The 12,637-nt window shown below is 66.1% G+C and carries 11 protein-coding genes; 2 read left to right on the plus strand and 9 right to left on the minus strand.

Going from position 1 to position 12,637, the window contains the following annotated elements; all coding sequences use genetic code 11:
• Positions 1–103: 103 nt before the first annotated feature.
• Positions 104–1,306 (minus strand): L,D-transpeptidase family protein, encoded by a 1,203-nt coding sequence (locus DSM104443_RS08080; protein WP_171091114.1) that lies wholly within the window; start codon positions 1,304–1,306, stop codon positions 104–106.
• Positions 1,303–2,415: a nuclear transport factor 2 family protein gene (locus DSM104443_RS08085; protein WP_171091117.1), complete on the minus strand. Its 1,113-nt coding sequence runs from the start codon at positions 2,413–2,415 to the stop codon at positions 1,303–1,305. The genes DSM104443_RS08080 and DSM104443_RS08085 overlap by 4 nt, the downstream gene beginning before the upstream one ends.
• 252 nt (positions 2,416–2,667) lie before the next feature.
• On the opposite strand from DSM104443_RS08085, the gene cysS reads away from it, so the two are divergent.
• Positions 2,668–4,044: a cysteine--tRNA ligase gene (cysS, locus tag DSM104443_RS08090; protein WP_212757154.1), complete on the plus strand. Its 1,377-nt coding sequence runs from the start codon at positions 2,668–2,670 to the stop codon at positions 4,042–4,044.
• Between the two features lie 225 nt (positions 4,045–4,269).
• Here cysS and DSM104443_RS08095 read toward each other — a convergent pair whose 3' ends face one another.
• From DSM104443_RS08095 to hrcA, 7 genes are all read right to left on the minus strand, one after another.
• The gene (locus tag DSM104443_RS08095) at positions 4,270–5,388 is read right to left on the minus strand and encodes an ABC transporter substrate-binding protein (RefSeq protein WP_171091122.1); all 1,119 of its coding nucleotides are present in this window, start codon (positions 5,386–5,388) and stop codon (positions 4,270–4,272) included.
• A gap of 100 nt (positions 5,389–5,488) precedes the next feature.
• Positions 5,489–6,616: a molecular chaperone DnaJ gene (gene dnaJ, locus DSM104443_RS08100; RefSeq protein WP_171091124.1), complete on the minus strand. Its 1,128-nt coding sequence runs from the start codon at positions 6,614–6,616 to the stop codon at positions 5,489–5,491.
• Between the two features lie 80 nt (positions 6,617–6,696).
• Positions 6,697–8,652 (minus strand): molecular chaperone DnaK, encoded by a 1,956-nt coding sequence (gene dnaK / locus DSM104443_RS08105; protein ID WP_171091126.1) that lies wholly within the window; start codon positions 8,650–8,652, stop codon positions 6,697–6,699.
• Between the two features lie 44 nt (positions 8,653–8,696).
• Positions 8,697–9,254 (minus strand): nucleotide exchange factor GrpE, encoded by a 558-nt coding sequence (gene grpE, locus DSM104443_RS08110; RefSeq protein WP_246232627.1) that lies wholly within the window; start codon positions 9,252–9,254, stop codon positions 8,697–8,699.
• A 129-nt stretch (positions 9,255–9,383) separates the two neighbouring features.
• Positions 9,384–9,731 carry a phage holin family protein gene (locus tag DSM104443_RS08115; protein WP_171096322.1) on the minus strand — a complete coding sequence of 116 codons (348 nt, stop codon included), beginning with the start codon at positions 9,729–9,731 and terminating at the stop codon, positions 9,384–9,386.
• A gap of 2 nt (positions 9,732–9,733) precedes the next feature.
• On the minus strand, positions 9,734–10,711 hold the full coding sequence (hemH, locus tag DSM104443_RS08120) for a ferrochelatase (RefSeq protein ID WP_171091129.1): 978 nt from the start codon (positions 10,709–10,711) through the stop codon (positions 9,734–9,736).
• Positions 10,711–11,721: a heat-inducible transcriptional repressor HrcA gene (gene hrcA / locus DSM104443_RS08125; RefSeq protein ID WP_171091131.1), complete on the minus strand. Its 1,011-nt coding sequence runs from the start codon at positions 11,719–11,721 to the stop codon at positions 10,711–10,713. The genes hemH and hrcA overlap by 1 nt, the downstream gene beginning before the upstream one ends.
• A 42-nt stretch (positions 11,722–11,763) precedes the next feature.
• On the opposite strand from hrcA, the gene DSM104443_RS08130 reads away from it, so the two are divergent.
• Positions 11,764–12,636: an NAD(+)/NADH kinase gene (locus DSM104443_RS08130; RefSeq protein ID WP_171091133.1), complete on the plus strand. Its 873-nt coding sequence runs from the start codon at positions 11,764–11,766 to the stop codon at positions 12,634–12,636.
• The last annotated feature ends 1 nt before the right edge of the window (position 12,637 follow it).

Consider the following 12,637-nt stretch of genomic DNA (forward strand, 5'->3'; position numbering starts at 1 on the left):
ACGGGCGCCTTGGCGTCCTGGGCGAGGGCGGCGGCGGGCAGCAGCGCGGCGGCGGAGAATAGGGCGGCGAGGGTCGTGCGTGTGAATTGCATGGAGGGGCCTTTCAGGAAATGACGGTTTCTTGGACGATGCGCCAGCGATTGCCTTCACGCATCCAGTACTGGCGCTTCTTGGTGCGATTCGAGAGGTTGTTCGAGCGGTAGTCCTGGTCGAAGGTGACCATCATCATCGGACCGGACCCGGGGTAGGCGAACAGGCTCACCTGCGACACGCCGACCTTCACCCACGCCTTGCCCGTGCTCACCTTGCGTTTGTAGGCGATCCAGGCCGCGCGGTCCTTGCCGCCTTCGGAGCGGAATTCGCTGCCGTAGTGGGCGAAGTACTTGTTCGTGTCGAGGCTTTCCCAGTCGGTGCGCCACTGCTCGAAGGCGGAGAGGAAGTCGTCGCGCTGGGCCTGCCATTCGCCGGGGGCCTTCCACTCGACGGCGGGCCCGATCACGACCGGCGTGCGGCCGATGTCCACGAAGCGGGTCAGGCGCGCGAGGTCGTCGTTGGTGAGAACGACGCAGCCGTCGGTCGCGAAGGGCGGGCGGCTGTACGTATCCGACGGCGTGCCGTGCAGCCAGATGCCGTGGCCGTTCCGGCCGTTGCGCTTGTCCCAGTCGTTGGGATAGCTGATCGGGAAGGCGATGGCGCCGTAGAAATCCGGCAGCTTCTCCTTCGACGAGACGATCGTGTAGACGCCAGTGGGCGTCTTCTGGTCGCCCTCGCGCGTCTTCTCGACGCCGTTCTTGCCGAGCGAGATGTAGAAGTCCGTCACGTACGTCGGCTGGCCGTTGTGGTTGCCGAAGACGTAGAGGCGCGAGCGGCCGGTGTCCACGAGGATCACGTGCTGCTGCGATGGGGCGAGCTGCATCACCGGGGCCGGGAGGAAATCCACGGGCGGAGCGTCGAGGTAGCGCTGCAGGCGAACGCGCGCTTCCTGCTGCAGGTTGGAGACGCCGGCCGCCGAGGACGCTTCCGTGTTGCCGAAGGCGATCGGCTTCCCGGCGCGGGCCATGAGGAGGTCGCCGCGGATCATGTGGCCCAGCTTGAAGTTCGGGGTGCGCTCGAGGGCGCCGTCGATCTCGCCGATGGCGGCCTTCAGGCCGTTCTCGCGCAGGCTCACGATCGCGCGGACCAGCGAGCCTTCGACTTCGTTGGAAAAGGAGAAGGCTCCGCCGTTACCGTCCCCGTCCCCATCGGCGAACGCCAGGGGAACGGCCGTGAGGACGCAGAAGAGGGCCAGGGCGCGAGGCGCTCTCACCCGCCGACGCGCTCCTGCTTGATGAGCCATTTGTCGCCGACCTTCACGAGCTTGAGCGTCTTGGTGTTGGAGCTCTTCAGCGCATCGGAACGGTAGTTCTGGCGGAAGGTGGCCGTGGCCTCGTTGCCCGACACCTTGACGGACTTCATCTGCACCGAGACTTCGATCTGCTTGGGTGCCTCGATGCGCTGCGTGCGGCCCTTGGCCCAGGCGTCGCGCGATTCGCCGGCGGGCGTCTCGAAGTCGGGCGCGTAGGCGGCGAGGTAGCCCTTCACGTCCTTGGAGCCCCAGGCGGTGGCCCAGGCCTGCACGGCCTCGGTGACCTGCGCTTCTTCGCCGGATGCGGCGGCCCCCGCCTTCGCGGGGGTGACGGGGTCCGACTTCGTGGCTTTCGCCGGTTCGGACTTGGCGGGCTCTGATTTCGGCTCGGCCTTCGCGACCTTCGCGGGCTCGGCCCCCGCCTTCGCGGGGGTGACGGGAGGAGAGGGTTCGGCTTTCGGCTCCGCCTTCGGTTCGGCCTTGGCGACCTTCGTGGGCTCGGACTTCGCGGGCGTGGTTCCCGGCGGCGGGGCGAGCTTCTGCGAGGAGAAGAGATCCTTCACCATCGAGAGCTTCAGCTGCGCGGAGGTGTTGCTCTTGTCGAGGGAGAGCGCGCGGTCGTAGGCGCGGCTCGCGAGCTGCGCGTAGATGTCGCCGAGGTTCTCGTGCGCCGTCGCGTAGCTGGGATGCGTGTGGATGGCGAGCTCGAGGGCGCTTTTCGCCTTGTCGTAGTTGCCCTGCGAGGCGTAGAGCACCGCGAGGTTGTTGTACGGCTCGGGGAGCTCGGGGTAATCCTCGGTGAGGCCCGTGAACACGGCGATCGCGTCGTTGGTGCGCTTCTGCTCGGTGAGGATCAAGCCCTTCAGGAAGCGGCCTTGCGGATCGCGCGGCTGCGCCTTGAGGTAGCCGTCGATCTTGTCGAGGGACGGCTGGAGGCGGCCCGCGGCGTAGAGTTTCTGCGCTTCCTTGAGGTCGTCGGCCGGTGCGGCGAGCGCCGGGAACACGACCATCGCAATCGACGCGGCGAGCAGCGCGGCGAGCCGGGAGAAGCGAAGGTTGCCTTGCAGCATCGTGTTATAATTTGTTGAATTTAATGAGAAACGCATTCTACCAACCTTGGTGGGGCTTCACAATGTCGCACGCCTTTGCGCCTCTCCGTTTTGAATCCCGCCGCGCGCCCTTCCGGCGCGTGCCGAGCGCCGGTTCCCGCGCGTTCGGTTGTTGTTGTCCCTGAGCGCCCCCCCGAAGTTCCCCGCGCGCTCGCGCCGCCCTGATTTCGCCATCTTTCGCCGGGTTCGCACGCCCCGGCCCTGACCATGTCGATACTCCATATCCATAACACGCTCACGCGCCGCAAGGAGCCCTTCGTTCCCCGGGTTCCGGGCAAGGCCGGCCTCTATGTCTGCGGCCCCACGGTCTACGACTACATCCACATCGGCAACGCTCGCACGTTCACCACGTTCGACATGGTGTCGCGGTGGCTGCGGGTGTCGGGTTACGACGTCACGTACGTGCGCAACGTCACCGACATCGACGACAAGATCATCGAGCGCGCCAACGAGCGCGGCATCCCCTTCGCCGAGCTGGCCGAATCGATGGCCCGGGCCTTCAGCGAGGATTGCGCCCGCCTGAAGCTCCTGCCGCCGGACCGCGAGCCCCGCGCCACCAAGTACGTGGACGCCATGCTCGGGCTCATCGCCACGCTGGAGAAGAAGGGCCTGGCCTACAAGGCGCCCAACAACGATGTCTACTTCTCGGTGCGCGACCTCCCGGGCTACGGCAAGCTCTCGCGCCGGAACCTCGACGACCTGCGCGCGGGTGAGCGCGTCGCGGTCGAGGCGGCCAAGAAGGATCCTCTCGACTTCGCGCTGTGGAAGGCCGCGAAGCCGGGCGAGCCCTCGTGGCCGTCCAACTACGGGGCCGGCCGGCCGGGCTGGCACATCGAGTGCTCGGCGATGGCGGACGCCGTGCTCGGCACGCCGGTGGATCTGCACGGGGGCGCGGTCGACCTGCAGTTCCCGCACCACGAGAACGAGATCGCCCAGAGCGAGGGTGCCGGCCACACGCCGTTCGTGACGTGCTGGATGCACGGCGCCTTCCTCAACATGGACAGCGAGAAGATGTCGAAGTCGCTCGGCAACTTCCATACGCTGCGCGACGTCCTCGGCAAGCTGGACAGCGTGCAGGGTGGGGAGGCCACGCGCTTCTTCCTGCTGCGCGGCCACTACCGCAGCGAGATCAACTTCTCGTGGGACACGCTGGAGGACGCCGGCAACACGCTTCGCGGCTTCTACACCGCGCTTCGCGAGGTGAAGCCCGGCCCGCGCGGCCCGATCGACTGGAACAACGACTACGCCCGCCGGTTCCGCGAGGCGATGAACGACGACTTCGATACCCCGGTCGCGTTCGCCGTGCTGCACGACTTGCGCGGCGAGGTGAACCGCACCAAATCGCCCGAGCTCGCGGCGCTGCTGAAGGCGCTCGGCGGCACGATCGGATTCTTCCAGGCGGATCCCGAAGCCTTCCTCCAGGGCGCGCAGACCGGTGGGCTCGACGTGCAGGCGCGGATCGACCAGCGGATCGCAGCGAAGAAGGCGAAGGATTTCGCGCTGGCCGACTCCATCCGCAAGGAGCTGGAATCGGCGGGCATCGTCCTCGAGGACAAGCCCGGCGGCCTCACCGAGTGGCGCCGCAAATAGTCCGCTGCGCGGGGTTACTGCAAAAGGCGCCCTCCGCAGATAGACGCGGATAAACGCCGATGAGCTTCGAAGCTTGAAGCGCTTTGAGGCATGCGCTTGCGATACTTCGAGCAGCCCCAAGTAGCGCGGGCGTCGCTCCAAAGTACCTTTCAACCTTCGAAGGTCATCGGCGTTTATCCGCGTTTATCTGCGGAGGACGCCTTTCGCCGTAGTGCGCCGCAGGCGCTAGCGAACGAACTTCTGGTCGCGAGAGATGATGGTGAGGTCGACGAACTTCGACGCGTTGTGGTTATCGGGCCCGAAGCTCACCTTGAAACCCCCGACGTCCACCGCGTTCATCGATTCCATCGCCTTGGTGAAGCTCTCGCGCGTAAGGCCGCGGCCGGCGCGCTTCAGCCCCTCGACCATCACCTTGGCGGCGATGAAGCCCTCGAGCGTGCCGAAGCCCGGCTCCCCCTTCGCCTCTTCCAGTAACGCGCGGTATTCCTTCACGACGGGAATCGACGTGTCCCAGGGAAAGGGCACGACCTGCGAGATCTGCACGCCGCGGCCGTCCTCGGCCAGCTCCTTCGCGAGCGCCTTGCTGCCGACGAAGGACACGTTCCAGAAGGTGGGATTCACACCGGCCTTCTTCATGTCCTTGATGAAGGCGGCGCACGACTTGTAGGCGGAGATCATGATGATGGCCTGCGGGTTGGCCTTCTTCATCTCGGCCACGGCCTTGGCGACGTCGACGGTGTTGCGCTCGACGGTGGCGCGCGAGGTGATCTCCATGTTGCGCCGCTTCATGGCGCGCTCCACGCCCGTAAGCCCCGCCTGTCCGTACGCGTCGTTCTGGTAGAAGACCGCGATGCTGGTGACGCTCATCGCCGTCAGGTGCTGCACGATCGCCTCGGTCTCGTCGAAGTAGCTCGCGCGCACGTTGAAGATGGCGCGGTTGAACGGAGCGCGAAGTGACTCGGCGCCGGTGAACGCGCCCACGAACGGAACCTTGGCTTCGGTGAAGATCGGCAGCGACGCATTGCTGGTGGGCGTGCCGACGTAGCCGAAGAGCGCGAAGACCTTCTCGTCGTTGATGAGCTTCTTCGTGTTCTCGACGGCGCGCGGGGGCTCGTAGCCGTCGTCCAGCGTCGTGAGCACGATCTTGCGGCCGTTGACCCCGCCGCTGCGGTTCACGTTGTTGAAGTAGAGGAGGGCGCCGGACTGCATGTCCTTGCCCAGCTCGGCGGCAGGGCCGCTCAGCGCGACGGACTGGCCGAGGAGGATCTGGGTATCGGTGATGCCTTGCGCGTGGGCAAGGCTGGCGGCGAAGAGCGCGGCTGCGGCGACGAATGCGCGGGGCATAGCTTCCTCCGGGCAGATATGAACTGGCGTTCCATCAGCCCCAACTTATCATCTGCCGTGGGGAAGGGAAAGCGACAGGTCCACACTTTTCGTTACCGCTTCACCCGGCGAAAAACTCCTTCATCTTCGCCATGAACGACTTGGCCCGGGGGCTGTGGCGATCCCCGTCGTGCTTGTTGATCTCCTCCAGCTCGCGCAGCAGTTCCTTCTGGCGATCCGTAAGCTTCACCGGTGTTTCGATCGCCACCTGGCAGAGGAGGTCGCCCGGATAGGTCGAGCGCACGCCCTTGATGCCCTTGCCGCGCAGGCGGAAAACCTGGCCGGACTGCGTCTCGGCCGGAACCTTGATCTTGGCGTGGCCATCCAGCGTCGGGATCTCGATCTCGCCGCCGAGCGCCGCGAGCGTAAAGCTCACCGGCATCTCGCAATGGAGATCATCGCCCTCGCGATGGAAGACCGAGTGCTCCTTGAGGTGGATCACCACGTAGAGGTCGCCGGGCGGACCGCCATTCATGCCGGCCTCGCCTTCGCCCGACAGGCGGATGCGATCGCCCTCGTCGATGCCGGCGGGGATCTTCACCTGCAGCGTCTTGTGCTTCTTGATGCGTCCGGCGCCGCGGCACGACGCGCAGGGATCGGTGATCTGCTTGCCGGTGCCGTGGCACGTGGGGCAGGTCTGCTGGATCGAGAAGAAGCCCTGCGAGAGCCGGACCGTGCCCTGGCCGCCGCACGTGGAGCAGGTCTTGGGCTGCGTGCCGGGCTTGGCGCCGGAGCCGTGGCAGGTCTCGCATTCCTCCATCGCGGGAATGCGGATCTTGGTTTCCGTGCCGCGCGCCGCCTGCTCGAGGGAGACCTCGAGGTTGTAGCGGAGGTCCGCTCCCCGATAGACGTTGGAACGCCCGCGGCCCGCGCCGCCGCCGAAGATGTCGCCGAAGATGTCGCCGAAGGCTTCCGCGAAGCCGCCGCCGAAGCCGGGGCCGCCTTCGCCGCCCATCTGCGGGTGCACGCCCGCGTGGCCATAGGCGTCATACGCGCGGCGCTTCTCCGCGTCCGAGAGCATCTCGTACGCTTCCTTCGCTTCCTTGAATTTCTCCTCCGAATCCTTGCTGTCGGGATTGCGGTCGGGATGGTGCTTCATGGCGAGCTTGCGATAGGACTTCTTGATCTCCTCGTCGGAGGCGTCCTTGTTCACGCCGAGCACTTCGTAGTAGTCGCGCTTGTTGGCCATCGAATCCTCGTTCCCCTGAAACGACAAAGGGGCCGTGTCTTTCGACGCGGCCCCGTGCAGCTATCGGTTGTTGTAGGTGCTCAAGCGGACTTCTTGTCCTTCACCTCGGTGAACTCCGCATCGACGACGTTGCCTTCGTCCTTCTCCGGGGGCGCCTGGGCGCCACCCTGCGCACCCGCTCCGGCGGCACCGCCCGCATCGGCCTGCGCCTTGGCCTGCGCGTCGGCGTAGACCTTCTCGCCCAGCTTCTGCGAGGCGGTCGCGAGGGCCTGCGTCTTGGCCTCGATCTCGGCCAGGTCGTCGCCCTTCACCACGCCCTCGAGGTCCTTGATGGCGGCCTCGATCTTGTCCTTCTCGACAGCCTCGAGCTTGTCGCCGTATTCCGTGAGCGACTTCTTGATCGAGTGGATGAGCTGGTCACCCTGGTTGCGGGCCGTCACGAGCTCGAGGGTTTTCTTGTCCTCGTCGGCGTGCGTCTCCGCGTCCTTCACCATCTGCTGGATCTCCTCCTCGGTGAGGCCGGAGTTCGACTTGATGGTGATCTTGTTTTCCTTGCCGGTGGCCTTGTCCTTCGCCGACACGTGCATGATGCCGTTCGCGTCGATGTCGAACTGCACTTCGATCTGCGGCATGCCGCGCGGGGCCGGCGCGATGCCTTCCAGGTTGAACTGGCCCAGGCTCTTGTTGCCGCGGGAGACGTCGCGCTCGCCCTGGAGCACGTGGATCGTCACCGCCGCCTGGCCGTCCTCGGCCGTCGAGAAGACCTGCTGGGCCTTGGTCGGGATCGTGGTGTTCTTCTGGATGAGCTTGGTCATCACGCCACCCAGCGTCTCGATGCCGAGCGACAGCGGCGTCACGTCCAGCAGCAGCACATCCTTCACGTCGCCCTGCAGCACGCCGCCCTGGACCGCGGCGCCGACGGCGACCGCTTCATCCGGGTTCACGTCCTTGCGCGGCTCCTTGCCGAAGAACTCCTTCACCTTCTCCTGGACCTTCGGCATGCGCGTCATGCCGCCGACGAGGATCACGTCGCTGATGTCGGAGAGCTTCAGGCCCGAGTCCTTGAGCGCGATCTCGCACGGCTTGATGGTGCGGTCGATCAGCTCGTCGACGAGCGATTCGAACTTCGCGCGCGTCAACTTCATCTCGAGGTGCGCCGGGGCGCCGTTGGCCATCGCGATGTACGGCTCGCGCACTTCCGTCTGCTGGGAAGAGGAGAGCTCGATCTTCGCGCGCTCCGCGGCGCTCTTGATGCGCTGCAGGGCGATCGGGTCCTTCGAGAGGTCGAGGCCGTTCTGCTTCTTGAATTCGTCGACGATGTAGTCGATCACGCGCTGGTCGAAGTCCTCGCCGCCCAGGAACGTGTCGCCGTTGGTGGAAAGCACCTCGAACTGGTGCTCGCCGTCGACGTTCGCGATCTCGATGATGGAGATGTCGAACGTGCCGCCGCCCAGGTCATAGACCGCGATCTTGCGGTCGCCTTCCTGCTTGTCCATGCCGAACGCGAGCGCGGCCGCCGTGGGCTCGTTGATGATGCGCTTCACGTCGAGGCCGGCGATGCGCCCGGCGTCCTTGGTGGCCTGGCGCTGCGAGTCGTTGAAGTAGGCGGGGACCGTGATCACGGCTTCCGTGACCGGCTCTCCGAGGTAGTCCTCGGCCGTCTTCTTCATCTTGCGGAGGATCTCGGCGGAGACCTGCTGCGGCGCGATCTTCTTGCCGCGCACTTCCACCCACGCGTCGCCGTTGTCGGCCTTGGAGATCGTGTAGGGCATCAGGCCGATGTCCTTTTGCACTTCCTTCTCCTCGAACTTGCGGCCGATGAGGCGCTTCACCGCGTAGACGGTGTTCTTCGCGTTGGTGACGGCCTGGCGCTTGGCCGGGGCGCCGACGAGGATCTCGTCGTTATCCGCATACGCGACGATGGACGGCGTGGTGCGCGCGCCCTCGCTGTTCTCGATGACCTTGGGCTTGCCGCCCTCCATGATGGCCACGCACGAGTTCGTGGTGCCGAGGTCGATGCCGATGATCTTTGCCATTTTCGTAGTCCCGTTGAATGTCTAAGCTTGATTCGGAAATAGGGTTATTCAGCGTTCTTTTCAACCGGCTTGGCCACCGTGACGAGCGCGGGGCGCAGCACCCGGTCGTGCAGCGTGAAGCCCTTCTGCAGGACGGCCGCCACGGTATTCGCCGGCAGGTCGCTCTCGACCTGGCTGATCGCCTGGTGCACGTGCGGGTCGAACTTGTCGCCCGCGGCGGGCGCGATCGGCTTCAGCGCGTACTTCTCGAACACGGCCTCCAGCTGGCGGGCGGTGAGCTCGACGCCGGACTTGATCGACTCCACCGTGGGTGCGTCCACGGCGAGCGCCATGTCCAGGCTGTCCTTCACGCCGAGCAGGCCGGCGGCGAAGGATTCGATGCCGAACTTGTGGGCCTTGGAGACGTCCTCGGCGCCGCGGCGGCGGACATTCTCCGTCTCGGCCTTGGCGCGGAGCCACTCCTCGCGGTGCTTCTCGGATTCCGCGGCCAGGACGGCCACGCGAGCCTCGAGCTCGGCGATGCGGCTATCGGATTGCGGCGCCCCCTCGGCGCCCTCGCCGGGCATGGGCTCCGTGCCCCCGCCGGCGGGAAATTCGTTCACCCCCACGTAAAATCTCCATTAGAAACAGGTATTTGCTAACACAGGTGGGGGCGATCCCCGACACTTCAAGGGGTTAATCCCGCAAATAGGGTCTGACCCCAATGAATTGCAAATTGGGGTCTGACCCTATTACTTGCTCTTCGTGAAGAGCAGCCAGCTCGTGATCATCGTGATGACGCTGTAGAGGATCGAGCCCACCAGCGCGGCCACGAAGCCGGATACCGCGAAGCCCTGGACCACGTTGGCCACGAACCAGAAGAGCAGCGCGTTGATCACGAAGATGAAGAGGCCGAGCGTGAGGATCGTCACCGGCAGCGTGAGGAGCACGAGGATCGGCCGCACCACCGCATTCACGAGGCCGAGGACCAGGGCGGCGATCAGGGCGGCGAAGAAGCTCGTCACCGCCACGCCGGGGTAGAGGTAGGCCACCAGCAGCAGCGCGGCGGCATTCACGATCCATCGGGCGAGCAGCATCAGCATCAGAGGTTCTCCTGGGCAACCGCCGCGAGCGCGGCGATGAAGGCGGGCGTGTCGTTGGTGGTGGGAATGTAGTGGAAGTCCCGGCCGCCGGCGTGCAGGAATTCCTTCTTGCCCTCGATCGAGATCTCCTCGAGCGTCTCCAGGCAATCCGCCGCGAAACCGGGGCAGATCACGTCGACGCGCGTGGTCTTCGCACTTCCGAGGGCGCGCAGGGCATCGAATGTATACGGCTGCAGCCATTCGGCGCGACCGAAGCGCGACTGGAACGTGACCTGTGTGCGCGCGTCGTTCCAGCCCAGCTCCGTCGCCACCAGCTCCGCGGTGCGACGGCATTGCACGGGGTAGGGATCGCCCCGGTCGGCCACCGCCTTGGGGATGCCGTGGAAGCTCATCACCAGCCGGTCGGGCCGCCCGTGCTTGAACCAGTAGTCGTTCACGTTCTTCGCGATCGCGTTGATGTAGGCCGGGTGCTCGTGGAACTCCTTCACGAACTGTACGGTGGGGGCCGGCTTCGCGTGCTTCAAGCCGGACTTCACCGCGTCGGCCACGCTGGCCGTGGTGCTCCCCGCGTACTGCGGATAGAGCGGCAGCACCGTGATCCGGTCGCAGCCCTTGGCGGCCAGCTCCGCGAGACCTTCGGCAACCGAGGGCTTGCCATAGCGCATCGCGTAGACCACGGGCGCCTGGACCTTGAGCTTCTCGCCCAGGTAGCCGCGCAGCAGCTGCGCCTGGCGCGACGTGTAAACGCGAAGGGGTGAGCCGTCGTTCATCCAGATGCTGGCGTATTTCTTCGCGGTCTTCGCGGGCCGGAAGGGCAGCACTAGCAGGTGGAGGATCGGCAGCCACACAGCGCGCGGGATCTCCACCACCCGGGGGTCGGAAAGGAATTCCCGCAGGTAGCGGCGTACAGCCGCGGGAGTCGGTTCGTCGGGCGTGCCCAGGTTTACCAGGAGCACGCCGTTGCGCGGGGAGGGCACTAGCTTTGGGAGAGCGCGGAGGAAACCAGCTTGGCGGTCACGTCGACGATCGGGATCACCCGTTCGTACGCCATGCGCGTGGGGCCGATCACGCCCACGGTGCCGACCACCTTGCCGTCCACCTCGTAGGGCGCGGTCACGATCGAGAACTCGTCCAGCGGCACCAATTGCGACTCGCCGCCGATGAAGATCTTCACGCCGTCCGCCCCCTCGCTCTTCTCCAGAAGATCCAGGAGCTGCGTCTTGGTCTCGAAGAGGTCGAAGAGCCCGCGCAGCCGCTGGAGATCGGAGGAGATGTCGAGGAGGTTCCGCCCGCCGGAGATCACCATGTCCTCGCGGCCTTCCTTCAGCGCGTCGCTGCCCGCTTCCACGGCGGCCTGCATGAGGCCCTGGATGTCGCGGTGCAGGTCCACGAGCTCGCCACGGATGCGCCCGTGCAGCACGTCGATGTCGAGGCCGGCGTAGTGCTGGTTGATGTAGTTGGCGGCCTGCACCAGCTGCGAGGGCGAATACGTCCGGTCGGTGACGAGCACCCGGTTCTGCACCTCGCCGTCGGAGGCCACGATGATCAGCAGCACCCGGTTGTCGGAGAGGCGGAAGAACTCCACGTGGCGCAGCGCCGCGCCGCGGCGGCGCGGGGCGACCACGACGCCGGCAAAGTGGGTGAGGTCCGACAGGAGCTGCGAGGCGGCCGTGACCACGCGGTGGGGATCGGCCGGCACCACGCGCTCGCTCAGTTGCTGGCGCTCGACCTCCTCGATGGGCTGCACGGTGAGCAGCGTGTCGACGAAGAAGCGGTAGCCCTTCGGCGTGGGCACGCGGCCGGCGGAGGTGTGGGGGCTGGCGACGAAGCCCATCTCCTCCAGGTCCGCCATCACGTTGCGGATGGTCGCGGGCGAGAGCTCCATCGCCGAAAATTTCGACAGCGACCGGGATCCGACCGGCTGTCCCTCGGCGATATAGCGCTCGACCAGGATCTTGAGGAGGCTTTGCGCCCGATCGCTCAGCATGGAAGCATTCTACAAAGAAACTCCCATGGTTTAATGGCGCCCATGACCGCCGCCTTCAAGACCGTGGCCGTCGTCGGCAAGAGCGACGCGGCGAGCATCCCCGCCCTCGAGCTCCTGTCGGCTACGCTTCGTCGTCGCGGGGTTCGCATCCTCATGGATCCTCGCACGGCGGCGGGTGCGAAAACCAAGCCGGACGAGGTATTTCCGGCCGAACAGCTCCCGGACAAGGTCGATCTCGCCATCGTCGTCGGCGGGGACGGCACGCTGATCGGCTGCGCGCGCCTCATGGCCCCGCACGGCATCCCGCTCGTGGGCGTGAACCTCGGGCGCCTGGGCTTCCTCACCGACATCCAGGCCGACCGCATCGGCCCCTCCATCGATTCCATCTTCGACGGCGAGTATTCGCGCGAGAACCGCACGCTGCTCGAAGGCACGGTGACTCGCGGCGGCAAGAAGATCTCCACCACCGTCGCCATGAACGACATCGTGGTCGGCCGCGGCTCGGCCGACAGCATGATCGAGTTCTCGGTGAACGTGGATGGAGAGTTCATCTATACGCTCCGCGGCGACGGCCTCATCGTCTCCACGCCCACGGGCTCCACGGCGTACGCGCTTTCCGCCGGCGGCCCCATCCTGCATCCGGCGCTCAATGCCGTGGCCCTCGTTCCCATCTCGCCGCACACGCTCTCCAACCGCCCGGTCGCCATCCGCGGCGACTCGCGCATCGAGATCATGCTGCTGCGGGGCGACGGAGCCAAAGCCAACTTCGACGTGCAATCCCACGAGATCCTGCAGCAGGGCGACATCGTGTCCGTCGTCGCCGCGGCCAAGCCCGCGGTCCTGCTGCATCCGCCCAACTACCGCTACTTCTCGATGCTGCGCAACAAGCTGCACTGGAACGAGCGCAACACCTAGG

This window comes from Usitatibacter rugosus (assembly GCF_013003965.1).
Classification (GTDB): Bacteria; Pseudomonadota; Gammaproteobacteria; order Burkholderiales; family Usitatibacteraceae; genus Usitatibacter; species Usitatibacter rugosus.